The following is a 25,699-nucleotide window of genomic DNA, read 5'->3' as shown; positions in this document are numbered from 1 at the left end:
TAAATTCATTCTAAATAACTAACAAGTTTTATTAAGACTTTTTTTAAATAAAATAAGTAGTATAAATTCTGAAAGACGAAATTTAACATAAGTTGTCTTTATATATACTCCTATGAGACTATATACAATAAAGGTTTAAACAGCAATTCAATTATAAAACATGTATTGTCCTTGGTTAGATTTAATCCTAAATCTTTATTTTTCTTAATTCATTCCAAATACAAAGAATTACCAAAGGAAAACTACACTAAAAGAAATAAAATGCGTCTTCTAAATGTTCTAACTCAAAAGACTCTTCATTCGCATAAACGGCAATAATATCGAAGCGCACTTCTTCTTCACGGTCATGCATCGTGATATAAATATCGGCTGCTGTTAAAAGATGTTTTTATTTTATGATGTTTGACAAACTCTTGAGGAAGGCCGTACTCTAAGGAACTTCTAGTCTTAACTTCTACAAATACTAATACATTATCGAGCAGTGCAACTATATCAATTTCCTTTCCTTGTTTTACCCAATTGCGTTCAAGTATCACATATCCCTTTGCTTCAAGATACTCTACTGCTTTTGCTTCACCTAACTTTCCTAAATCGTTGTGTCCCGCCATAGTCAATTTTACAATTGTATTAGTTTTGCTCCTTCAGCTGTTATAGTCATTCTTACTTTACCACCAAAAGGTAGAGCTACATTCTCTTGTCCGTGGCCACTAGGCATATCAAACATAATAGGAAAAGAATACTGAGCACAAACACTCTTTATGATCTGTATCGCATCATAACCAAAAGGAATCGAATTGTCGTGCATATCTGTCATCCCTCCAACAATCAATCCTCTAATACCCGATAGCATACCATTACGATCCATATTATGCATCATACGATCTAAGTGGTAGAAATATTCATCTAAATCTTCTATATAGAGTATTTTTCCTTCTGTCTTTATACTGGACACAGAACCTAACAAGCTATATAAAATTGATAAATTCCCACCAACTAAAACTCCTTCTACCGCACCTTCAATATTATTATTATTCGCATCAACATCATACGAAACCTTTTCTCCGTACAACATTTTACGCAAACTCTCTTTCGAATCCTCTGTAGCCTTAGGTACACTAAAAGCCATTATACCATGTATCGTTTCTACTCCCAAATTATGAATATGACTATGCAAAACAGTCACATCGCTAAAACCTATAATCCATTTAGGATTGGCTAGTAACACTTCAAAATCAATATGGTCGATAATACGAACCGTACCATACCCCCCTCTTGCACACCATATCGCTTTAATGGAGGGATCCCTAAGTTGTTTATTGAAATCAGCGATACGCTCATCGTCAGTCCCACCTAACTGATGTTCATCAAGTCCAATAGTTTCTCCCAATACAGGTACTAACCCCCATGAAGCTAATAACTCCATTGCTGGAATTGCCTCTTCTTTACTGAACTTACGCGCTGTACACACGATAGCTACTTTATCACCTTCTTTTAAATAATTTGGTTTTATCATCTTTTATTTTTAAAAATCAAACTCCAATTGGATTACAAATGGAAGCTTCTTTATTTCAGTATTCAAACTTGATATAGTCACACCAATCAAACGCACAGAATCCTTCAACTCTTCTTGAAAAAGCAATCCTTTAACAACGTCTAATATCAATTCTGAATCTGACATAAAATAAGGAAGTGTTTTACTTCTTGTTTGTTGAACAAAATCTCTATACTTAATTTTCAAAGTTACAGTCTTTCCTGAAACATTAGATTTTTTTAATCGCAGCGATAACTCTTGTACGAGCCCATCAAGCTTCTCTAATAAGAAGATCTCTGAAGAAAGATTCTCATCAAATGTACGTTCTGTTCCAAGAGACTTGATTGTTCTATTCGGTCGTACAGGAGAGTCTTGAATTCCACGAACTAAGTTATAGTACTCTGCTCCCGCCTTTCCAAAGTTTTCGATTAAAAATTCAATAGATTTGCTTTTTAAGTCCTTTCCTGTAAAAATTCCATGGTGGTACATTCTATCAGCTGTCTTTTTACCTATACCGAAAAACTTCTTAATTTCAAGTTCTTCAAGGAATTCTTCTACTTCTTGGGGCTCGATAGTCTTCTGCCCATTCGGCTTATTGTAATCACTAGCAATTTTAGCTAAAAATTTATTGATTGAAATACCCGCAGAAGCTGTTAGACCTAACTCCTGATAAATACGTTGCCTAATCTCATAAGCTATTAAAGTAGCACTTGGACACCCTATCTTATTGTTACTAACATCTAAGAAGGCCTCATCTAAAGCTAGTGGTTCTACTAAATCAGTATAATCATAAAAAATACGCCTAATCTGAGTAGAAATCTCCTTATATCGTTCAAACCTCGGCTTTACAAATATTAAACCTGGACAATTCTTCTTTGCTTGTACTCCGCTAATCGCACTGCGAACACCAAACTTTCGCGCCTCATAACTTGCAGCAGCTACTACTCCACGAGCACCATCTCCGCCTACAGCTATAGGCTTTCCTATTAACTCAGGAAAGTCTAACTGCTCCACCGAAGCATAAAAAGCATCCATATCTACATGTATAATCTTACGAAGCATAACTAAAAACAAATTTAAGTTAACTCTTTTAATTAAAAAGATTTAAAAATAGATAATTAAGACCTGATTTTTAATAAACAAAAGTAGATCCCACCGTCAAATATTTTTTTAAATTTGTAATAGCTATGAAAAAAAACACTTAAAATAATAAGCGATAATGCTTAATCTTTGTTTTTTGTTTTATTTTTTTCTTAAACTCATTGTTTCACAATTAACCATAAGATAACTCAAACAAATGAATGATTTTTTAACGCAAGCATTTATCTTCTTATTTGCCTCTGTAGTATGTGTTCTTATCTCCAAACGATTAGGAATGGGGTCTGTCCTAGGATACCTATTTGCAGGTGTCTTAATCGGGCCGTTCGTATTCAAGTTTGTAGGTAATGACGGTGCTGACATCATGCACGCTACCGAATTTGGTGTAGTGATGATGCTATTTTTAGTTGGATTAGAACTAGATCCAAAGGAGTTTTGGAAGATGAAAAATGAGATTATTGGACTAGGTAGTGCACAATTAATTGGAACCACAACAATCGTTGCTGCCATAGCACATTGGGGACTTTCCATGTCTATAGGTACTTCCGTTACCCTTGGCTTCATCATCACTATGTCATCGACAGCTATAATTTTACAGACTATATCAGAAAGAGGTCTTAATCAATCTAATGCCGGAAAATCCAGCTTCGCAGTACTTCTATTTCAAGATATTGCCGTCATCCCAATGATGGCCATCATCCCTTTATTAGCTGTATCTTCAAAAACTCCAATACAAACAGGAGGAGACAATTGGTTAGATGGAGCACCTGTATTCATGAAAACACTAGCTATTTTAGGTGCTATTTCTGTAATCTTTTTAATTGGTAATTATATTGTTAATCCGCTATTCAAATCTGTTGGTCGCTTAAAGATTCGTGAAATCTATACCGCATCAGCTCTTCTATTGGTAATTGGTGTAGCTCTCTTAATGCAACAAGTGGGACTGTCCCCTGCTTTAGGCGCTTTTATAGCTGGTATCGTATTAGCAAACAACCCTTACAAGCATCAATTAGAAAGTGATATCGAACCTTTTAAGGCTCTCTTATTGGGTATCTTCTTTATCGCAGTAGGTTCTACTATTAACTTTGATATTATAATCAATGAGCCACTGATTATCGTAGGATTGTTAATTAGTGTAATGACGATCAAAGCTATTGTCTTATTAGCGATAGGAAAATGGAAGAAATTCCCAAAAGACCAATCCTTCTTATTCGCCATTTTATTATCACAAATTGGTGAGTTTGCCTTTGTAATTCTTGCATTGGCAAAGACAATAAACCTCGTTACTCCGGAATGGTATGACTATATGTTAGCCACAACTGCACTTTCTATGGTTGTCACACCTATTTTGATGTTGTTAAACGAAAAGTGGATTGCACCTTATCTAGGACTCACACCTTCTGACACAGATCATCAAGAGTATGACGACCTTACTCATATCAGTGCAGAAAAAAAGATTGTCATTGCCGGTTTTGGAGATTTTGGTAACACCATTGGTAGATTATTAAAAGCTAATGACATCCCAATCCTTGTCTTAGACAATGATGCTGAGCGTGTAGAACACTTACGAAAACTTGACTTTAATGTCTATTATGGTGATGCTACATCAATTAATATACTTGAGTCTATAGGCCTTGAGCAAGCAGATTATATCGTTGCTGCTATGGATCCTCCAGAACTTAATCAACAGTTAGTAGAAGTTATTCGGGAAAACTTCCCTCACGTAGAGATCATTGTACGTGCAAAGAACAGAAAAAATGCTTATGAATATCTACAAGATGGTTTAACAGAAGTTTATAGAGAGACTTTCTTTACTGCAGTCTATGTTGGGGCGGTAATGCTTGAAAAATTAGGATTTAGCCATGAAGAGGCAAGACAACAGAGTGAGCTATTCATCAGTAGCGATAGAAAGTCACTGCGAAAATTAGCTAAAAACATCCATAACCTTGAAGATTATATTAATGTGTCTAGAATAGAGTTTGCTGAGCAGTCCGAGCTATTACAACAAAAGCTCTCCGAAAAGAGAAATGGACAGCAGAAAACAGATTAATAAAGAAAAGAGAGCTAGCTCACAATAAGAACTAGCTCTTTTTTATGTTTTATAATTAAGCATCATACATCAAGTTAACCTTTAATTGTTCGCTTGACTTTCTTTTTCTTTTGCTCCTTTTGAGGTACTTACTGTAGTATTTTCAATTACTCCAGAGGCAGTTGGCAATAAAAACTCTAATGGGAAGTTTTTAAAATGTCTCCAAGTCGCCTTAGCAAGATCTTTAGTTTCAGTAATAGGTATATTTCTCGAACGAAAAGCAAGCAACATGGATAAACTAAAACTCACCATAAAGTTCATAAAACCAATTAACCACATCCCAATAAATGCCCAAACTAACATATCAACTGGTGCTTGAAATCCTGATCCGTATAACCCTAATGCGATATTTCCACTCACGAAAGTTATATGTCGAATATCTATACCTAAACCCAAAAAAACACCTATTGTTCCACACATTCCCATAAATACACCAAACCAAATATTCGAAACAATCCCAGGCCATTTTGTATCTACCCAATTAGCTAACTTAGAGGTGCGTTGAAGACCTAAGTTTCTCTTCAACCATGGGTGTTCTTTTATTCTATACAACACCTTATTATGTTTATTTTTATTTGAGACATTCCCAGAAATAATCCCTGATAAAAACAGAAATATACCGGCAATACCTGCATGAAATAAAGCTCTAGAAGCAAGTGGATCAGCATCTACCAACATCTTCGTCCACTCTTTTTCTTCGCCCATTATATTAACTGCAAACAACTGATCTATCCCCCATATCAAAAATAAAGCAACGGGGAAGGCTAAAATCACGTTACCTACAAATGCAATAAACTGAGAGCGAAACAAGCGTGCGAATAACTTAGCAAAACCAACGTGCTTTTCTCCACTTTCCAAGTGTTGTTTACGACCATCTTCAATAGCTTTAATGATCGTTGAAGCAGTCATTGCTGGTTGTTTTGTCGCTAGCGTAAAGCCCATTAAATATATTAAACAAAAACCAAAAGCATAATTCAAGCTATACAACATCGCTTTTCCAAAATCACTTACATCTGCATGATGTGCATAAACTTTGAATATACATAGAAAACCTACGATAATACCCGCTCCCATCGATCCACGAAACATATGCCAATACTCCTTAGCTGTATTTGTTATATAGTGTTCTCCTGTTTTGGCTGTATGTTGAGTAATCTCATATGAAATCAACTGTGTACTCTCCTTAATCAATCCCGTAACGTTATACTTATAACAGTTATACTTGACCAATCGTCTAGCTAAATCAATCGTATTTACTTGTTTTTGTTCTTGAACATCCTCCTGAACAACCAATAGAGAAATTAATACATTTACACGCTGAAGTTGCTGACGCAAGCGCAATAAACTTTGATTTACTTTAATAGAGATACCATATTTCGAACTATTTTTGAAAGCTTGATTAACAAAGTCCTGACATTGTTTGTGTAAGATAACAATCTGCTTATAACTAATATCACTATCCAACAATACTTTTATATCTCCATTAATAAAAGAAGTCATCACACTACTAAACTCAATTTCTAATGCTCTAAATGGACTTTCTAAATGGGAATACTCTGGAACCATATTGATAATATAACTTTCCATAGCACGTCCGCTCATTCGTTGAGTAATAATATCTATTGAGTTTAACAGCTCACTAAGTACTGTCCCTTCCTTATTACTCACAAAGAAATCTTCGAATTCTAGCAAGCTAAAGAGCTCAAGCAATTGATCCATTGGAATGGTATCAACCCACTCTACATCAGTTTGCTTATAAAATACTTGATTTAATACGTACTCATAAGTTTCCTTTTCTGGCTGATAAGGTAATACTTTTGCCCATAAGCGCTTCTTTACTTCGTAAAAAAAGTCAGAATCTTGTAGAATTCCAGCATCCGATACCATACGACTAAAATGGCGATCTGATAAGAGTTCTTTTAAATATACTGATATAGCCTTTCGCTCTACATCATGTGTTTTTAAATAGGATAACAATGCATCAATTGATACACGATTTATTCTCTTTACATTCTTGGGTCTAAAAATATGAACTAAATCTACGATAAATAGTAAATCATCCGTAGCATATACTTGGCCGTCTATCACATACTTATTAAACAATTCTTCAACACCGTGAGGCGATTGTAACATATGTCTTAATTTCATTCGAATAATTTTTCTTCGTTTTAAAACAGCTATTTAAGTTAATCATTGTAACTTGGCATAAAATTACATTTTATTCTGAATAAACATGATTGAAATAGAAAGAAAATTCTTGGTAAAATCCAATGATTTTATCTCAAAAAGTTATAAAAAATCTAAAATAACACAAGGATATCTTAATTCGAATTCAAATCGAACGGTAAGAGTAAGAATAAAAGGTAATCATGGTTATATAACAGTAAAAGGTAAGTCTAATTTAGCAGGAACTAGTCGATTCGAATGGGAAAAGGAAATTGACATTAACGAAGTTGAACAACTTATACATCTTTGTGAAGATTTTGTAATTGACAAAACGAGATACTTAGTGGATTTTAAAGGACATACCTTTGAAGTCGATATCTTTCATGGAAATAATGAAGGTCTAATTTTAGCCGAAATTGAATTGACTAATGAAAACGAAACTTTTGATCAACCAGATTGGCTAGGACAGGAAGTTACAGGAGATATTCGTTACTACAATTCTTACATTGCAAAAAATCCCTTTAAAAATTGGTAAAAAGAGCTTTAACACTTATTTCTTAAAAGACACATTGTGTGGATTTTTTTTACATTCTGTCTATTTATTCATCTATAATTCCACTCCTATTAATTGAATAAACGAAGGTATTCTTTGTCTATTATTCTTCTAATATACGCTCGATTTTCACATTTAAAACACCACTTTTCTTATTATCCGTTAAATCAAAAAAAGCGCGTTTTGACAAATCAATACTTCTTCCTTTAATGAAAGGACCACGATCTGTTATTGTAAGTATTACTGATCGTTGATTTGTAATATTAGTAACTTTTACTTTAGTTCCAAATGGTAATGTTTTATGGGCTGCCGTGTACTCTGCATTATTGAATACCGCTCCACTAGCCGTTTTTCTACCTGTAAATTTATCGTGATAATAAGAAGCTTTTGTCTCTTCATCTATCAGTTCGTACTGTATCTCCTCCTCTTCTAATTCTACCTTTGACTCGGTAGCAACCGAATCAATACTCATCACTACTGTATCCGTTAATACAGACTGTACTTCATCATAGCTCTTCGATTCATTATTCATCAACTGTGGCTTTCCTACAAAACTGTAGAAGCTAAAAAAGACAATTAATAATACTACGTTTCTCATTTCGATCATGAATTATTCCTTTTTGTAAGTCAATAAATATACCAAATAAAAAGGAGTCCTGTCGGACTCCTTTTTATTTGGTAAGCTCTTTATGTAATTAGAACCATGCTGACCATGGGATTCTTGATAAAATCAAAATCAAACCTAAAGTATAGAAAATTGTAAATTTCTTAAACTTACTTGCATCATCAGTTGCTTTTTTATGCTTTGACCAACCAATTGTGATTAACACTATAGCAATGATATTAATCAATGGGTGCTCTATTCCATAAAGTCTCAATGCTGAATTTTTCATTACTTCTCCCATATTTCCACTTAAAGTTTGTACCATTGGTGATACGAAATATAAGATTAACCCTAGTAATAACTGGATATGTGTAAAGATTAGAGCAAATAACCCTAATTTTCTATCCTTTTCTGTAAATTGTCTTTTTGAAGCAGCTCCTGCAAATGCATTAATAATTGCAATTAGCAAAAAGATTAGAGCTAAATACGCTACTCCTGAATGCGCTTGTTTAATAATTGTACTGAATTCCATATTGATGTTATTAGTTTCGAGCAAATATAAGTAAAACTATTAAATACAATAGTCTATCTATAAGAATTACAATTAATTCACTTGATGGTGTATGCTAAATAAAATAATGTACACTTTGTTCCTATTCCTTAAAAAAATACCTTATTTTTAATTTGTTAGTACATTACACAATAATTATTTGTAAATAATCACACGATTAATGACTCTACTTCAACGTTACCTTGCTTACCATAGTCTTATTATTCTAATAATAACGTGCTTACTAAGTCTTATTACTACAGCTATACCTCAATTCTTAATTGCTGCCATTGCAATAGCTTTATTTCATATTTACCTCATCACTTTGGGAAAGAAGGAAACAATCTTTCTCCGAAACCATCAAGTAAACTACTTGATCTTTTACATTTGTATATATATTGTCAATCTTTTTATTATCTCACTTCTTAAACAATTGTTTTAAAATATGTCGCATCAATTACACATTGACAGCCTTGTTTATCAATTACCTTCGAAGCTACTATTGAACGGTATTGTTTTGTCTATGCAAACTAGTGATATCATAGGCATAATTGGTCGTAACGGTACTGGTAAGTCAACTCTTTTTTCAATTCTATTTGGCCTAAAAAAAGCAGATTCTTGCTTCGTCCGTTTCGATAACACTGTTATCAAACAACATAAGTTGAACAAGATATTCTCCTATGCTCCCCAATTTGTTTCTCTCCCTACTCAATTTTCGCTGAGTACTATCTTACCTCGACAATTAATAAATGACTTCAACCTTGAAAGTAAAGCTAAACTCAAAGAGCTCTCTTCTGGTGAACAGCTTTTAGTGCAAAATATTTATACACTGATTTTACCTCAACCTTTTTGTATCCTAGATGAACCTTTTACTGGAATTTCTCCCATAATTCAAGAAAAACTTATCCAATTAATCAAAAGTGTATCAACAAATAAAGGAATTCTAATTGCCGATCACAACCACACGCTACTTCAACATACCTGTACTAAACTATATACATTAGACCAAGGTATTTTAAAAGGAGTCCCTTCCAATTCCAGCGCCCTTTAACCTAATCTTCTTATTACAGACAAAAAAAGACCTAAAGTGATAACACTCTAGATCTTTTCAGTTGTTAAATTAATTTAATACCTATCAAATATTAGTCTACTAATTCAATAGCATTTATTTTTTCTTTATATCTCTTTGTTAATTCAGCTACTTCTTGTGCTCTTTTAATATCCTCTTCTGTCGTAAAAGTATACTCAAAGATTGTCTTCTCACCTGTATAGTTGAATTTAGCTTTTGCATCTTCTTTATTATAAACCTTTACTTTTTTAATGTCTTTTGTAGTTATACCTTGTGCCATGAATTCTTCTGAATCATAAAACTTACCATCAACTACATGTATGATTTTTGACATATCTGTCTTTCTCTCTTTAGTTGAAGCAGCACCTTTTCCTTCCATTGCTTTTAGTCGCTCTGCATTCTCTTTTCTACGTTTCGCACTATCCTCCTCCAACTTTCGATTGCGATCTTTTACCTTTTTCTGCATTTCAGCTTCACGCATTACTCTATCTAAATCATGAAAGTCTATTCTTTCTTTTCGATTTTTCTTTTGAGCTTTAATACTCTTATTACGCATTTCTTTTATCTCTTCTCTTCTAGACTCTGCTGCTTCCTTATATGCTTGTCGTTCCTCTTCTAATTCCTGTCTGCGCAATTGGTGTTCTTCTTTACGAGCAGCTGCTTCTAACTTATGCTCATCTACGCGTGCCTGATGCTCAGCTTCAAATTTTTCTAAATCAACTGTTAAAGCTTCTTTTCTTTTTTCAATTCGTTCTTTGCGCAGCGCAATACTGTTTTCGCTAGATTCTTCTAATTCTTTTCGAAATAAGTCTCTCCTGCGATTAGCTGTTTCATTATCTGTCTTTTTCGTGATAATTAAGATAGCTCCGTCTTTGGCTTGTTCTCCATATCTAGCCACCGCTCTGAGACCTTTCAATACAGCCATTTTCTCAATACTAGTTGCATTAATACGCATCACCTCCTCTTTCGTAAGCTCAACACCGTCTACGATATAGATAGGCTCACCTTTCTCTTCTACCCCCTTATTACCTTCTACTTTCTCCTTATTATTAGAGACATATTGTTTTTTAACATTCTTTTCTTCTTTAATTACTACCCCTTTTGACGTAGCATTTGTATGAACGGTACGAATCTCTACCCCATCACTTTTCACTTGCTTGAACTGTGGCTCATTAGAAACTTCTTCCACATCAAGTACCTGTGGAGTATTTCTTACGTGGCTTACTTTTATCTCTTGAGGACGCTGATCCGTTGAGTAATCACTTGTCGGCAATTCGATTACTTTAGCCTTTACCTCTACTTGAAATAGACCAAAAAAGGCTGTGATAAATGGAGCGATTAATAAAAACTTTACTCTTTTCATTATAGTTGATTTTTGCTTATTTAACATGATTATTCTCTTTTTTAAATCAGAGGATTGAAACGCATTAACGATAGGTACATCGTCAATTTTTTGATATTGAAAACGCACTAATGCGGATTGATATTCATAGGAGTCACACGCTCTGCTTACTTGCTGATCAACGATATATTCAAGATTTAGATTAATTGATTTTTGAAGTAACCACATAAACGGATTGAACCAACATAGTGCGCGAACTATAGAGACAAACAACATATCAAATGAATGTTTTTCCGCTAAGTGAATCTCTTCGTGCAAAAGAACTAAATCCAATCGATCTAGCTCTTTATAGTTAGCTGGTAATACAATACACCTAACAAAAGAATAAGCATCTATAGCTTGCTCGTCAATATGTATATGTGATCCAAAAGGTGACTGTGGTAATCGACGAACTCTATACATAAGTCTTAAAGCTCGATAACACAACAGACCAATAAAAAATAGACTTACCAATACATAAAACAACAAGAGATATTCATCCCATGGAAAGATCGTTGTTACCGCTTCACTTTCTTGTAACGCCGAGCTTAATGAGCTCGCCAGTAACTCATCGAAATCAATTGCCTCTCGCTCAACTATAATCTCGCGTGTCCAAAATATAGTGGGTAAAATAAAACTTAATAGCATTCCTAGATTAAAGTACCAACGTATTGCTCTAACGAAAGTCTCTTTCCTTAGAAATACATAGTAGAAAGCAAAAACAAAGGCTAATAAAAGATTTACTTTCAAAAAATACAGTAGCAAACTTGTCATCTGAATCTCAAATTTAATGGTGGTTTACTTTCTATTTTTCTCTATCAATTGACTCAATTCATCTAATTCAGTTCTAGTCAACTGCTTATCTTTTGCAAAAAAGTTAACCAAATTGGCAAACGAATTGTCAAAGTATTTGTGCAGCGTATCTTCCATAAACTGCTTTCTATAATCCTCGATACTTAATATAGGGTAATACTGATGTGATTTTCCATAAGCTTGATGAGCGACCACACCTTTTTCTTCTAATATTCTTACTAATGTTGATAGTGTATTATAATGAGGCTTGGGCTCAGGCATCTGATCAAGTATATCGTTGATAAATCCTTTCTCTATCCTCCAAAGGATACGCATTATATCTTCTTCTTTATTTGTTAACTTCTCCATAATCATTGCTTTATATTGAATTCAAATGTATAACTAAAAAATTAGTTACACAACTATTAATTTAGTTTACCTCGTATAAAGAGCAATATTATACCTTCATCAACACCTATATAACCCTTGAAAAATAAGCTCTTTGCACAATTTTACTATTTTTAAAAAAAAGTAAACAATGGTTTTTAATGCTTAAACTGGTCAACAGAAAATAGCTGTAGTCTTTATAGTATGTTAGTTTTTTTATACGCACTCTACTGATCGCTTCCCATTAAGACTAAAACAGAACAAAAGCAATCCTCGACCAACACTCAAATTTCCCAAAATAACAAATGAAAAATTTCAATAAATCGTAAAGACAATTACCTCTTTTACACCATACTTCAACAATTATTCACTACCTGCCTGCTCTTTGTTGTTTCACAACAAAGAGCAGGCAGGTACAATAACGATATCTTTAAATCTAACGAATAAACTGTTGTCTACAACTTTAAACTTAGCTCAATCCTTTTACTATACAAAATACTCCTATCCAACAATGGCTCAAACGAAGCAGTCGAACAAGAGTCATCACACACTAAACCAAAGTTAATAAATGACAATATTCCTTGCTCATTTTCATCTTCCACATACTTTTTCCTCGCAAGATTGAGCCATCAGTGCAGAATACGTGCAGTTTACTAGCCCACAGCTCACTTCTTGGCAACAAAACTGCACCCATACTGCACGCATTGGTCAAGCATCAACGCACAAAAGAAAATAACAAAAACAAAATAGAGAGTAAAAAAGAAACCATCAAGTAGAACCTTCTATTACCCCGAATACAATAAGAAAGCCTTATACATCCATTAATGCATAAGACTCCAATAAATAACCTAAAAAATTTGACTAATAATCAATACAAGAAATAAAAGACTTCCTTTACAACCTGTTTTCTTGTGAGTGAATAACACCTAACATATACAATAATTCCTTTGCGCGTAAATAAGCAAAATGCCGGTAAATAACTTCCCCATTAGCGTCTAAAAAAACAATAGCAGGATAAGCATTTGATTGTACAAATTTGATAGCTAATTCATGCTGACTAGTATTAATCCCACGCTTTTTCAAAGCATATTCTTTCCCTTTATAAAGCAACACTTTATCTTGCTCAGCATTAAAAGGAATAAAATAAAAATCTTGATTTAATCGATTAATTACATGGTCATTCTTGAATGTCTTTTGCTCCATAAGCGTACAATAGCTACACCAATTTGTATACAAAAAAACAACTACTGGCCGAGCTTCTATTGCTTGCAACTCATCTAACTGTTCAAAAGAAATTGCCTTGGCCTGGGCGTAAACACCCAAACCAAAGCAATTGAAAAAAATAAAAAAAATAATACATCTCATTTTATAAGACTAAAACAAATGATAGCGAACACCTAAAAACCCTCTAATACCTTGTAGTGGAGTATAGCTATAATCATTAGGCTCAAAAATAATATCTGTACGTCCATCTGGCGGTGTCACACCATTGCCAGGCTCTCCAAAAGGATCCCACCATCGTGCGATTGGGTCTTCCTTTGGTAGGGTGTTAAAAAGATTTTTAACTCCTCCATAAACCTCAAACCCCTTATTAAATTTCTTTGTTACCTGAACATTAGCTAATACCGTCCATGGTGAATACTCTGGTCTATAATCATTCTCTACGCGTGGTAAACGCATCGGTCCTTTCCAATCAGAGGTAACATCTGCTGTAAATCCATGCCCAAAATTATAACTAGCAATAACATTTCCTGACCACTTAGGCGAATGATAAATCTGATTGCGCTCTCCCTCTTCTTTGCGATATACATCCATATACGTTACTCCCGCCATTATCTTCAACGGAATGTCAAGGGTTAAATCAACATTGGCTGAAACTCCTTGCGAAATAGCGTGGCCATCAAGATTAGCGTAAATAATTTTGTATTGATCTGTATCCGTATCAGCATCAATTTTATTGGTGAAATAGGTATAAAAACCATTAATATCAAAATTTAAAACACCAAAATTAGCGGGAACTTTAAAAGTATAATTTAGATTAACATTATATGATTTTTCAGGTTTTAAATCTTCAGCAAATACAACTTCTCTGGCTCCTGTAAGTGCACGATGATCTTCTGTGAAAACATTGACAACTCTAAATCCTGTACCAAAACTACCTCTGATAGTATGATGCGGATGTGGTGTATATTTATATCCTAATCGAGGAGAATGAATTCCTTTGTGCTTTTGATCGTAATCAAAACGGTAACCTAATAAGACTTTATTCTTATCATTTAATTTCCACTCATCTTGAATAAACACTCCCGGGATCGGTGTCTCTTGTGCTTGATTTTTCACCAAACCATGTTCATCGTATATTCCAGTTGCTCGGGTATTGTCGTTATAGTAAGTATATTTAAAAGAAGAACCAACTAACAGACTGTGATTTCCTATAGTTTTATCCCAATATGCTTGAGCAAAAGCTACCTGTTGTTTTGCATTATAAGATTCAGGTCCATACATTGAATTTTGCTGATGATAAATATAGGAAAACTGAGTATAGATATTTTCCGTAGTCGGCAATTGATACATTCCAATTGCTTCAAAGCGATTCGTAAATATACTCTCCGCATATACTTCCTCTCCACCACGGTGCTGTTTCCTTTTCCAATTTGTCTGTCCCCCCCATCTATCTTCATATACATAACGCAAAGCTAAACTAGCAGCCTTTTCACTAGGTCTATTAAAAGAAAATTTATTAAATACTGATACGCGCTCTTGTTGAGTTACATCAGTAAAACCATCGTTGTTACTATCCTTTAAATTTCCAAATTTAAAGTAGTTACCACCAAACAAACCATTGGCATTTTTACCCAATTTATAACTAGCCCCCATATCTACATTGTGCTCTTGCCAAGTCGTACTAAAGGCATCTAAAGCTAATTGAGCGGCCTTTTCAGGATCTTTAGTTATTACATTTATAATTCCCCCCATGGCCTCAGTTCCATAAAGTGAAGAAGCAGGCCCTTTAACCACTTCAACACGATCGATCAGACTAGTCGGAATACCAAAAAGTCCATAAACAGTAGATAAAGAAGAAACAATAGGCATACCGTCAATCAAAATCATGGTATAAGGTCCCTCCATTCCATTAATGTGAATATCACCCGTATTACATACATTGCAATTCAATTGAGGCTGTACCCCATTAATCATTTGTACTGCATCAAATAAATTGGCTGTAGGATTCTTCGCAAAAAAAGTAGGGTTATAAATCTCAACAGGCACGACAGCTTCAGATTTCGAAACAGGCTTTAAGGTACCTGAAATCACAATTTCATCTAATTTACTATCTTCCTCTAAGTTGAAATTTACAACAACATCTTCTCCTTGATGCACATGAAACTTTTTTACGAGCTTCTTATATCCTACAAATTCAGCACTAATATAAAATGTCCCTTCCCTTAAACCATCAAACTCAAAATCTCCTTTTTCATCGGTGACTAAAGCCTTTTCGTTGTTTCCAATAACAACAGTTGCAAATGGCAAACGCTCTCCACTCGTTCGAACGGTTCCGGTTACACGCTGTGCAAGAACACTTGCAACAGAAAATATGGCTACCCCCAAAGTAATTATTATACGCATAAAAATATTTAAATTGATTATCTAAACTAAATTTTAGACAAATCTAAAAATATATTTGTAAAGAAAAAATGATAACTTTGTTTATTAAATAAAATACACCATTTATGCTTACTTATTCAGAGGAGAATTACTTAAAGACAATCTTCCACCTTTCGCTAGGTCAAAAGAAGGGAGTTTCGACAAATGCCATTGCTGCTAAAATAGAAACTAAAGCTTCCTCTGTCACAGATATGATTAAGAAGCTAAACGAGAAGCAACTGATCAAGTATCAAAAATATCAAGGAGTTACACTTACAGCTGAAGGAATTATGGCTGCAAAGATGATAGTACGAAAGCACCGTCTGTGGGAAGTTTTTTTAGTTGAAAAGCTAGGTTTCAATTGGGATGAAGTTCACGATGTTGCTGAAGAATTAGAGCATATTAAATCTGAAAAATTGATCAATAAACTAGATGCATTTCTAGAATACCCTACCCAAGACCCACACGGTGATCCGATACCAAATGCTAAAGGAGAGATTAAACTAGTTGATAAACAACTTTTATCAGAAATTGATATTAACACAAAAGTAGTCTGTGTAGGAGTAAAAGATTCTTCATCAGAATTTCTACAATACTTAGATAAACACAAAATATCGCTAGGTACAGTTATTGAAATTGTGGACATCGAGCCATTTGATCAATCTTATACCATCGGATTACATCAACATACAATCACTATTACAAAAAAAATAGCAAGTAACTTATATGTAAAAGTAATCTCTGCTTAAAGAATGAAGCAAAAAGGGGAGTACACTTTTATAGTCTACTCCCCCTTTTTGTCATTCAATTATTACAACTAGTTGTATGCTTCAAGCACTCCGTCCAACATTTTATTAAACGAAGTATAACCACCGCCTGCTAAATACCAAATATTTGGATCTAAGTAAACGATTTTTCCATTTTTATAAGCATTCGTTTTTTGAATAAGTGGATTCTCCAACTCTTCCTTGTTTAAAGGAGTATTATCCATTACTAGACCTCTGTCAATAATATAAATAATATCAGGATTTTGTTCCATTACAAACTCACTAGAAACAATACTACCATGATCACTTCCTTCCTTGATATCCCCCATAGCTGACTTTACCCCTAATTCTTTAAAAATAAAACCAAAACGGGATTCTTTTCCAAAAACACTAAGGTTGCGATTATTGTACAAAATAAGCATTGCAGTCTCATCGCTAGAGGCAATCGTTTCTTTAACAGCCGTCACTTTATTTTCAAGCTGGCTAATTAATGAATCAACTTTACTTTCTACATGAAAAACTTGACCTAAGGTTTTTAGATCTCGAATAGCACTACTCATATAATCACTACCAGCTATTCCAACAGAAATTGTCGGAGCGATCTTAGAAAACTCACTATAATCCTTATCATACCAATTACTCATAATAATCAAATCAGGATTGAGTTTACTTACTTGCTCATAGTTAGGCTGTATAAAGTATCCTACATCTGTAATCTTATCATCTTTAATATAACTATCTAAAAAATTTGGCGCATATTGTTTGGCCATCCCTTTAAACGGGATATCTAATTCAATCATATTTTCCATGGCACCAACGTCGAAAACAACAACATCCTTAATATTTTTATCTAACGAAATGGTTCTACCCATATTCTCAACACTAAAAGTCTCTTCAGATTTTCCTTCTTTATTAACTTGATTACAACTGGTCATTAAAGCAACGAACAAGAGTGATGCACTTACAATAATAAATCTATTCATTATTAAATTATTTAAAACGATTACAAATAACAAATATAGAATTCATTTTTCAAAGCGCATAATTAAAATCATCTTTTAGGACAAAAGACCTATACGACAAACTATTAATTAATACTTTTGTACCCTCAAACCAACCTTATGACTAAAAAACTCTTCACACCTTTAGTGTTGTCAAACAATACTTTAGGAAATAGAATCATAGTATCTCCTATGTGTCAATATTCTGCAATCGATGGATTAGCAACAGATTGGCACCTTGCACATTATGGACAATTTGCCATTGGAAAAGTAGGGGCAATTATACAAGAAGCTACTGCTGTTAGTCCAGAAGGAAGAATTACCTATGCTGACTTGGGAATATGGTCTGATGAACAAATAGTAAAACTAAAACAGATCACAACATTTATAAAAAGTCAAGGTTGCATACCTGGTATACAATTAGCACATGCCGGTAGAAAGGCAAGTTGTGAAAAACCATGGATTACTAGGGCTCAAATTGCGCCTCGAGAGAAAAATGGGTGGCAAACTATTGCTCCTACGGTAATTCCCTTTAACCAAGAAGACAATCCACCAAAAGCAATGAGTCAAGAAGATATATCAGATCTAATCAATGCTTTTCATTCAGGTGCAAAACGTGCAGTACAAGCTGGATATGAAATCATTGAATTACATGGCGCACATGGTTACCTACTCCATCAATTTCTATCACCATTGACCAACCAACGTACAGACCGATATGGAGGGTCATTTGAAAATAGAATACGATTAACACTTGAAATAATAGAAGCTGTCAAATCAGTATTGACAACACAAAGCTTATGGTTAAGAATATCTGCTACAGATTGGGCAGAAGGAGGATGGACTTTAGAAGAGAGTATCGAACTAGCAAAAATAGTTCACACAAAAGGAGTTGAGCTAATCGACGTAAGCACAGGTGGACTCGTGAAACATCAACAGATAAAGGTTAAACAGAATTACCAAGTGCCATTTGCGGCGGCAATCAAACAACAAACAAATATTCTAGTAGGAGCCGTAGGTCTAATTAAAACCAGTACGCAAGCGGAAGAAATACTAGAAGAGGGCTTTGCAGATTGCATCCTAATCGGTAGAGAATTATTGAGAGATCCGCACTTTGCTATGAAAGCAGCTCATGAATTGGGTGTTGATTTAGCATGGGCTAATCAATACGAAAGAGGAAAAGAAACAATATAAAATTATTACATACAAACTCAAACAACAATGAACAAAAGTTTACTAGCTTTAGCTGTAGGGGGGTTAGCCATTGGGATGACAGAATTCGCAATGATGGGATTACTACCTGACATCGCTAAGGACTTGGCAATAAGTATTCCGAAAGCAGGAAACTTCATTTCTACTTATGCACTAGGAGTAGTGGTAGGAGCACCATTATTAGTAATGTCATCTAACAAATATGCACCACACAAAGTACTAATGGCATTAATGCTAATGTTCTCAATATTCCATGTGCTTTTTGTTTTATCTCCAAACTACACGACATTAATCATTTCTAGATTTATGTCAGGACTACCCCATGGAGCGTTTTTTGGTGTGGGTTCAGTAGTCGCTACTCGACTAGCCAAACAAGGAAAAGAGGCACAAGCAGTAGCTATTATGTTTGCTGGACTAACAACAGCTAATTTAATCGGAGTACCCATAAGCACCTATATCGGACAAGAATACACATGGCGAACTGCCTATACCTTGATTGCTTCGTTAGGTATCATTTCAGCACTTGCAATATTTATCTGGGTACCAAAATTAGAAGCAGATAAAGAAACTAATTTAAAAAAAAAAACTGCTTTTTTTAAGACGCCAATAGCATGGGTTTTGGTTGCTCTTATTTCAATAGGCACGGGAGGTCTCTTTGCTTGGATTAGTTATATCGCACCAATGATGACTAATATAGCACAAATAGAAGAAGCTAAAATTCCAATTATCATGACTTTAGTAGGACTGGGTATGTTCCTTGGGAATTTTGTAGGAGGTAAACTAGCCGATACATTCCCACCAGCCAAGGCGGTAATATTTTCATTTTGTGCAATGGCTACTTGTTTGATTATCGTTTACTATACAGTACATATTCAATGGATGGCTTACGCAATGTCATTAATAACTGGATTAGTCGCATTTACAATTGGTTCGCCATTACAAATGTTATTAATCAACAATGCTAAAGGCTCAGAAATGTTAGCTGCTTCAGCAGGACAAGCCTCTTTCAATATTGGAAATGCACTTGGTGCATCACTAGGAGGAATACCAATCACGATGGGATATGGCTATAATTCGCCTGAGTGGGTTGGTGCTGGTTTAGCACTATGCGGAGCATTCTTAGCATACACATTTATCCAAATGAAAAAGAAAGCTACCTCTTAAAAAACTATTGAATAATAAAATCTATACGACATTGTACTCGCTTTTTATTCAATCATTCACAATAAGTTTATAAATTTGTAGGAAATAATTTTCAGTAATGTACAGAACGCATAATTGCGGAGCCTTAAGAGCTTCGGATATAAATACAGAAGTTACCCTATCAGGATGGGTAAGCAAGCATCGCGATAAAGGTTTTATGATTTGGGTTGATTTACGTGACCGATATGGTATCACACAATTAATCTTTGATGCAGAGAGAACAGATAAAACAGTTTTTGAAACTGCTAGAAACCTAGGAAGAGAGTTTGTAATTCAAGTAAAAGGAAAAGTAATAGAACGTACTTCGAAAAATCCTAATATACCAACAGGTGATATAGAGATTTTGGTTGATACTTTAACTGTTTTAAATGAATCTGCAGTTCCTCCCTTTACAATCGAAGACGAAACTGATGGTGGTGAAGATATTCGTATGAAATATCGTTACCTAGATATCCGTAGAAACCCTGTAAAAAACAATCTATTGTTCAGACACAAGGTTGCTCAAGAGGTAAGAAATTATCTTTCTGCTCAAGATTTCTGTGAGGTAGAAACTCCTTACTTAATCAGTTCAACTCCTGAGGGAGCGCGTGACTTCGTAGTCCCATCTCGTATGAACGCAGGAGAATTCTATGCACTACCACAGTCTCCGCAAACCTTCAAACAATTGTTGATGGTGGGAGGCATGGATCGTTATTTCCAAATCGTCAAATGTTTCCGTGACGAAGATTTACGCGCTGACAGACAACCTGAATTTACTCAGATAGACTGTGAGATGACTTTCGTAGATCAAGAAGACATCATGGATACATTCGAAGGAATGACAAGACACTTACTAAAATCTATTCACGGAATAGAAGTGAAAAAATTCCCTCGTATGACTTTTGAAGAAGCTATGCGCAAATATGGTAATGACAAGCCAGATATTCGTTTTGGTATGGAGTTCGGCGAGTTAAATGCTGTTGCTCAACACAAAGAATTCGGTGTATTTAACAATGCAGAATTAGTAGTTGGTATCGCTGTACCAGGTGCTGCTACATACACGCGTAAAGAGATAGACGCGCTTATCGACTGGGTAAAACGCCCACAAGTAGGTGCTTCTGGTATGGTGTACTGTAAATGTGAAGCTGATGGAACATATAAATCTTCTGTAGATAAGTTCTACGACCAAGATGATCTTAAGAAATGGGCTGAAGTAACTGGTGCTAACGCTGGAGACTTAATCTTAGTACTTTCAGGACCTGCTAATAAAACAAGAGCACAATTAAGTGCATTGCGTATGGAGTTAGGTAACCGCATGGGATTGAGAAAATCAGATGAGTTTGCTCCTCTTTGGGTTATCGACTTCCCATTATTTGAATACGATGAAGAAGCTGGTCGTTACTTCGCTATGCACCACCCGTTTACTTCACCTAAAGTAGAAGATATTCCATTACTAGACACTGATCCTGGTAAAGTACGTGCAAATGCTTATGATATGGTATTAAACGGTAACGAAATTGGAGGAGGTTCAATACGTATCCACGATAAAGCTACACAAGAATTGATGTTTAAGCACCTTGGATTTAGCAAAGAGGAAGCTGAGAAACAATTCGGATTCTTAATGAATGCCTTCCAATACGGAGCACCACCACACGGAGGATTAGCATTCGGATTAGATAGATTAGTTGCTATCTTAGGAGGACAAGAAACGATTAGAGACTTTATCGCGTTCCCTAAAAATAACTCTGGTAGAGATGTTATGATTGACGCTCCTGCGACAATTACACCAGAACAGTTAGAAGAATTACACATCACTGTGGTACAACCACAGGCATAATTATAAAAAAAGGAGTTACTCGTTGAGTAACTCCTTTTTTCTTTAAATCGATTATTTACCATTGTAAGTATTCATTGCATTACTTAACCCACCTAAAGCAAACTCTTGCACTGCTTTAGATGCCATTTTAAGGCGCTCTGGCATAAGTTCTTTCTCTTGATCACTCCATACCCCTAAAACATAATCTACTTGCTGTCCTTTCTTAAATTCGTCGCTAATACCAAATCTAAAACGCGGATAGACGGCAGAGTTTAAAGTTGCTTGTATACTCTTTAGTCCATTATGCCCACCATCAGAACCTTTTGGCTTGATACGAATAGTTCCAAAAGCTAAATTCAAATCATCTGTGACCACTAATATATTCTCTACAGGTATTTTCTCCTTCTCCATCCAATAGAGAACAGCTTTACCACTTAAATTCATATATGTATTAGGCTTCAATAAAAGCAATGTACGTCCTTTGATTTTTACTTCAGCAAGACTACCTAATTTAACAGTTTGCCAATCTCCTCCCAGTTCATTTGCTATTTCATCTACAACCTTAAAACCAATATTATGACGTGTATGGATATATTCAACACCAATATTTCCTAAACCGATAATCAAAAACTTCTTCATTGTTCTACTAATTACATCGTTTACTGTTCTACAAAAATACACTAATGCAGCAAAGTAACCTTATTTGACAAAATAAAAAAGCACCTGAACAAACAGGTGCTTTTAAAAATACAATTTTTAATTCTTTACAAGAATTATTTTTTCTTTGTAGCTGTTTTTGCTGCTTTCGCTGCTTCTTGAGCCGCTTTCATTGCAGCACGAGAGATTCTTACTTGACAAACTACTGTATTGTCTGGATGTAACAATTTATAGTTATTTACTGGTACGTCAGTAACGTATAATTTGTTACCCATATCTAATTCAGAAATATTTACTTCTACGAAGTCAGGTAAATTAGCAGGTAAAGCTTTAACTTTTAATTTACGTAAGTTAAGGTTTAATACACCACCAGCCATAACACCTTTAGAGTTTCCAGTAACTTTAACTGGTACTTCTAATGTGATTTCTTTATCATCGTGTAATTGGAAGAAATCGATGTGTAAGATCCCGTCAGTCACTGGGTGGAATTGGATATCTTGCAATACTGCATTGATTGATTTACCATTAGCTAACTCAATCACAACTGTATGTACGTTTGGAGTATAAACTAAGTTTTTGAATGCTTTTTCCTCTGCTGCAAAATGCACAGCTGGCTCAGTTCCTCCGTATACTACGCAAGGTACCATTCCAGCATTACGTAAGGCTTTAGTTGATACTTTACCCACGCTTTCTCTTTCTGATCCTTTAATTGTAATTGATTTCATTTAAATATATTTAAAAAATTAATAAATTCTTATACTACAAATGTTTTGCTAATTGACTCATTAGCATGCACATTATGCATAACCTCTGCAAATAATGAGGCGCAGCTAAGTACTCTGATTTTTTCACATGGCTTACTTAATGGAATTGAATCGGTAACAATTAGCTCTTTAATTGCAGACTGCTCGATCTTCTCGTAAGCACTACCCGATAAAATAGCATGTGTACAAATTGCTCTTACACTCAAAGCTCCTTTTTCCATCATCATGTCTGCTGCTTTGGCCAGAGTTCCACCTGTATCAATCATATCGTCAACAAGAATGACATTACGACCTTTAACATCACCTATAAGTTCCATTTTATCGATAACATTTGCTTGTTTACGTTGCTTGTAACAAATAACAACATCAGATCCTAAAAACTTCGAATAAGCATACGCTCTTTTAGACCCTCCCATATCAGGAGAAGCAATAGTTAAGTTATCTAGACCTAAACTTTTTACATATGGTAAAAAGATTGTAGATGCATATAAATGATCCACTGGCTTTTCAAAAAACCCTTGAATTTGATCCGCATGTAAGTCCATTGTCATAATTCGAGTTGCACCGGCAGATTCTAAAAGTTTTGCAACCAATTTAGCGCCAATCGGCACCCTTGGTTTATCCTTTCTATCTTGTCTAGCCCATCCAAAATAAGGAATAACTGCAGTGATATGTCTTGCTGAAGCACGTTTTGCCGCATCACACATAAGTAACAATTCCATTAAGTTGTCTGATGATGGGAATGTAGAACATACCAAGAAAACTCTCTTTCCTCTAATTGATTCTTCAAAAGAAGGTTGGAATTCTCCATCACTATAATGTGACAAAGATACTTTTCCAAGTTCACACCCGTATTCTTTCGCTATTTTCTCTGCTAATTCAACACTTTGTGAACAAGCGAATATCTTTGCATCTGGTTCGAAATATGACATTTGTATAATTAGTTGTTATGTTGTTAGTTATAACCTTACTCATTGTTTAAGGCGTTGCAAATTTATAAAATATATATTCACTATACGATATTTTTTTAAAAAAAATCTTTGAAGTTAATTTTTTTTACATACATTTGCACTCACAAACAATAAGTCATCAGCCCGGATGGCGGAATTGGTAGACGCGCACGACTCAAACTCGTGTTCTTCGGAGTGTGGGTTCGATTCCCACTCCGGGCACAAAAAAAGCCTAACTCAATGAGTTAGGCTTTTTTATTACAATCAATTTTTATTTATCATCAGCAGAAGGACCATACATTCCAGGAATAACAATATCTAATAATCTTAAGTAAACAGATAACTGTCCTCTATGATGATAAATATGATTATTCACAATAAATCTATTTGCTGCTACTTTTGGCATTTCAACAATTACATGCTCCCCTGACTTAAGTTTCCAATCATTCATCCATTTCTCTTCATCAAACATATTTAAAGCAGATATAACAGCTTTTTCATACTTATCAAGTAATACTAATAATTCATCAGTAGTAGTTGCCTCTAACACTTTATAATCAACTTGAAAATCTAAATGATCTTTCGTCAATATATTTTCCGTCCAAATTGTAAGTCCTACAATATGTTTAGATAAATCACCAAGACTCATAGACTTCATATGAGGTTTCCATCCCCATTGATCATTTGGTACACAAGCTATAATCTTTTTTGTACTACTAACTTCACGTCCTAATTCTAATAAAAAACTTTTGCTAATACTCATTGTTTAAAATTTATTTAAATGTAACAAAAAAGAAAACACAACAGTTAAGATTAAGTTTTAATTAAACAGTAACTATCCTTCTTCTTATTTTTTTAATTTAGCAACAATCAGAATAAACAACCTAATCTATCAACAAACTATTTATCCTTAAACGATAAACTTTTATTCCATGACAGAACCGAACAAACATATTTCGACAAAAGAGGCTATCAAAAAATTAGAAATCTATTGTGCTTATCAGGAACGCTGTCATAGTGAAGTAACGACTAAGTTATACACACTAAATATACCCAGTAACGAACACGATGAAATTATTGTTTACCTAATTGAAAATAAGTTTCTAAATGAAGAGCGCTTTGCGAGAAGTTTTGCAAGAGGAAAACATCGAATCAGCGCTTGGGGTAAAAATAGAATAGTTTCAGAACTGAAGCTTAGAAAAATATCATCTTCCCTAATCAAATTGGCCCTACAGGAAATAACAGAGGATCAATATTATGAAACTTTCGAACATATAAGTACTATAAAATGGGAATCTTTAAGAGATTCAGATATTGAAAAGAAAAAACAAAAACTACATGCTTATTTATATCGTAAAGGATACGAATCAGACATTATCTACGACAAAATAAAAGAGCTATCAAAATAAGATAAATCTCTTTGTTAAACCATTCTATTTACCTTCGAAAATAATAAAAACAAAAAAAGCCTGACTACATATGTAA

General features: G+C 34.4%; 22 protein-coding genes, 1 tRNA gene and 1 pseudogene. 9 read left to right on the top strand and 15 right to left on the bottom strand.

Translation table 11 applies throughout. The annotated features are described in order from the left end of the window. Nucleotides 1-247: 247 nt before the first annotated feature. The 3 genes and pseudogenes from GJV77_RS07000 to dinB form a co-directional block, all read right to left on the bottom strand. Nucleotides 248-608: pseudogene (locus GJV77_RS07000) on the bottom strand (YraN family protein). Between the two features lie 8 nt (nt 609-616). Further along, the gene (locus GJV77_RS06995) at nt 617-1,513 is read right to left on the bottom strand and encodes a S66 peptidase family protein (protein WP_155035658.1); all 897 of its coding nucleotides are present in this window, start codon (nt 1,511-1,513) and stop codon (nt 617-619) included. 9 nt (nt 1,514-1,522) lie between these two features. Then, nucleotides 1,523-2,593 carry a DNA polymerase IV gene (dinB, locus tag GJV77_RS06990; protein ID WP_155035657.1) on the bottom strand — a complete coding sequence of 357 codons (1,071 nt, stop codon included), beginning with the start codon at nt 2,591-2,593 and terminating at the stop codon, nt 1,523-1,525. A 235-nt stretch (nt 2,594-2,828) separates the two neighbouring features. Between dinB and GJV77_RS06985 the strand changes: the two genes are divergently transcribed. Further along, the gene (locus tag GJV77_RS06985; protein WP_155035656.1) at nt 2,829-4,679 is read left to right on the top strand and encodes a monovalent cation:proton antiporter-2 (CPA2) family protein; all 1,851 of its coding nucleotides are present in this window, start codon (nt 2,829-2,831) and stop codon (nt 4,677-4,679) included. An 81-nt stretch (nt 4,680-4,760) separates the two neighbouring features. Here the strand turns inward: GJV77_RS06985 and GJV77_RS06980 are convergent, their stop codons facing one another. Then, complete coding sequence (locus GJV77_RS06980; protein ID WP_155035703.1) at nt 4,761-6,851, bottom strand: recombinase; 2,091 nt, start codon at nt 6,849-6,851, stop codon at nt 4,761-4,763. 100 nt (nt 6,852-6,951) lie between these two features. On the opposite strand from GJV77_RS06980, the gene GJV77_RS06975 reads away from it, so the two are divergent. Further along, nucleotides 6,952-7,419 (top strand): CYTH domain-containing protein, encoded by a 468-nt coding sequence (locus GJV77_RS06975; protein ID WP_155035655.1) that lies wholly within the window; start codon nt 6,952-6,954, stop codon nt 7,417-7,419. A 121-nt stretch (nt 7,420-7,540) separates the two neighbouring features. Here the strand turns inward: GJV77_RS06975 and GJV77_RS06970 are convergent, their stop codons facing one another. Together GJV77_RS06970 and GJV77_RS06965 are read right to left on the bottom strand one after the other, a co-directional pair. Continuing rightward, complete coding sequence (locus GJV77_RS06970; RefSeq protein WP_377087486.1) at nt 7,541-8,041, bottom strand: septal ring lytic transglycosylase RlpA family protein; 501 nt, start codon at nt 8,039-8,041, stop codon at nt 7,541-7,543. 91 nt (nt 8,042-8,132) lie between these two features. Then, nucleotides 8,133-8,573, bottom strand: a complete 441-nt coding sequence (locus tag GJV77_RS06965; protein ID WP_155035654.1) for a hypothetical protein — start codon at nt 8,571-8,573, stop codon at nt 8,133-8,135. A gap of 463 nt (nt 8,574-9,036) precedes the next feature. On the opposite strand from GJV77_RS06965, the gene GJV77_RS06960 reads away from it, so the two are divergent. Further along, on the top strand, nt 9,037-9,642 hold the full coding sequence (locus GJV77_RS06960) for an ATP-binding cassette domain-containing protein (RefSeq protein ID WP_155035653.1): 606 nt from the start codon (nt 9,037-9,039) through the stop codon (nt 9,640-9,642). A gap of 91 nt (nt 9,643-9,733) precedes the next feature. Here GJV77_RS06960 and GJV77_RS06955 read toward each other — a convergent pair whose 3' ends face one another. The 4 genes from GJV77_RS06955 to GJV77_RS06940 form a co-directional block, all read right to left on the bottom strand. Beyond that, on the bottom strand, nt 9,734-11,815 hold the full coding sequence (locus GJV77_RS06955; RefSeq protein WP_155035652.1) for a M56 family metallopeptidase: 2,082 nt from the start codon (nt 11,813-11,815) through the stop codon (nt 9,734-9,736). A gap of 24 nt (nt 11,816-11,839) precedes the next feature. Further along, on the bottom strand, nt 11,840-12,202 hold the full coding sequence (locus tag GJV77_RS06950; protein ID WP_155035651.1) for a BlaI/MecI/CopY family transcriptional regulator: 363 nt from the start codon (nt 12,200-12,202) through the stop codon (nt 11,840-11,842). Nucleotides 12,203-13,114: 912 nt separating this feature from the next. Further along, entirely contained in the window at nt 13,115-13,585 is a 471-nt protein-coding gene (locus GJV77_RS06945) for a thioredoxin family protein (protein WP_155035650.1), read from the bottom strand. A 9-nt stretch (nt 13,586-13,594) separates the two neighbouring features. Then, nucleotides 13,595-15,847 (bottom strand): TonB-dependent receptor, encoded by a 2,253-nt coding sequence (locus GJV77_RS06940; protein ID WP_155035649.1) that lies wholly within the window; start codon nt 15,845-15,847, stop codon nt 13,595-13,597. A 104-nt stretch (nt 15,848-15,951) separates the two neighbouring features. Here GJV77_RS06940 and GJV77_RS06935 point away from each other — a divergent pair, with 104 nt between their 5' ends. Next, entirely contained in the window at nt 15,952-16,614 is a 663-nt protein-coding gene (locus tag GJV77_RS06935; RefSeq protein WP_155035648.1) for a metal-dependent transcriptional regulator, read from the top strand. Nucleotides 16,615-16,682: 68 nt separating this feature from the next. Here GJV77_RS06935 and GJV77_RS06930 read toward each other — a convergent pair whose 3' ends face one another. Next, a complete protein-coding gene (locus GJV77_RS06930) occupies nt 16,683-17,615 on the bottom strand; it encodes a siderophore ABC transporter substrate-binding protein (protein WP_155035647.1) in 933 nt (310 codons plus the stop codon). Between the two features lie 138 nt (nt 17,616-17,753). Between GJV77_RS06930 and GJV77_RS06925 the strand changes: the two genes are divergently transcribed. From GJV77_RS06925 to aspS, 3 genes are all read left to right on the top strand, one after another. Beyond that, a complete protein-coding gene (locus GJV77_RS06925) occupies nt 17,754-18,827 on the top strand; it encodes an NADH:flavin oxidoreductase/NADH oxidase (RefSeq protein ID WP_155035646.1) in 1,074 nt (357 codons plus the stop codon). 27 nt (nt 18,828-18,854) lie between these two features. Beyond that, nucleotides 18,855-20,009 carry an MFS transporter gene (locus GJV77_RS06920; RefSeq protein WP_155035645.1) on the top strand — a complete coding sequence of 385 codons (1,155 nt, stop codon included), beginning with the start codon at nt 18,855-18,857 and terminating at the stop codon, nt 20,007-20,009. Nucleotides 20,010-20,106: 97 nt separating this feature from the next. Continuing rightward, complete coding sequence (gene aspS, locus GJV77_RS06915; protein ID WP_155035644.1) at nt 20,107-21,864, top strand: aspartate--tRNA ligase; 1,758 nt, start codon at nt 20,107-20,109, stop codon at nt 21,862-21,864. Nucleotides 21,865-21,915: 51 nt separating this feature from the next. Here the strand turns inward: aspS and pth are convergent, their stop codons facing one another. The 3 genes from pth to GJV77_RS06900 all read right to left on the bottom strand — a co-directional run bounded on the left by pth (nt 21,916) and on the right by GJV77_RS06900 (nt 24,196). Beyond that, entirely contained in the window at nt 21,916-22,482 is a 567-nt protein-coding gene (pth, locus tag GJV77_RS06910; protein ID WP_155035643.1) for an aminoacyl-tRNA hydrolase, read from the bottom strand. Nucleotides 22,483-22,616: 134 nt separating this feature from the next. Then, nucleotides 22,617-23,225 (bottom strand): 50S ribosomal protein L25/general stress protein Ctc, encoded by a 609-nt coding sequence (locus GJV77_RS06905; RefSeq protein WP_155035642.1) that lies wholly within the window; start codon nt 23,223-23,225, stop codon nt 22,617-22,619. 29 nt (nt 23,226-23,254) lie between these two features. Next, complete coding sequence (locus tag GJV77_RS06900) at nt 23,255-24,196, bottom strand: ribose-phosphate pyrophosphokinase (protein ID WP_155035641.1); 942 nt, start codon at nt 24,194-24,196, stop codon at nt 23,255-23,257. A 160-nt stretch (nt 24,197-24,356) separates the two neighbouring features. On the opposite strand from GJV77_RS06900, the gene GJV77_RS06895 reads away from it, so the two are divergent. Further along, nucleotides 24,357-24,436, top strand: a tRNA-Leu gene (locus GJV77_RS06895). 49 nt (nt 24,437-24,485) lie between these two features. On the opposite strand, the gene GJV77_RS06890 is transcribed toward GJV77_RS06895, so the two are convergent. Continuing rightward, the gene (locus GJV77_RS06890; RefSeq protein WP_155035640.1) at nt 24,486-24,977 is read right to left on the bottom strand and encodes a DinB family protein; all 492 of its coding nucleotides are present in this window, start codon (nt 24,975-24,977) and stop codon (nt 24,486-24,488) included. A 169-nt stretch (nt 24,978-25,146) separates the two neighbouring features. Here GJV77_RS06890 and GJV77_RS06885 point away from each other — a divergent pair, with 169 nt between their 5' ends. After that, complete coding sequence (locus tag GJV77_RS06885) at nt 25,147-25,623, top strand: regulatory protein RecX (protein ID WP_155035639.1); 477 nt, start codon at nt 25,147-25,149, stop codon at nt 25,621-25,623. The last annotated feature ends 76 nt before the right edge of the window (nt 25,624-25,699 follow it).

This window comes from Myroides pelagicus, from assembly GCF_009711055.1.
In the GTDB taxonomy this organism is placed as follows: Bacteria; Bacteroidota; Bacteroidia; order Flavobacteriales; family Flavobacteriaceae; genus Flavobacterium; species Flavobacterium pelagicum.
The sequence above is the reverse complement of the archived record's forward strand: the minus strand, read 5'-3'. Positions and strand labels throughout refer to the sequence as shown.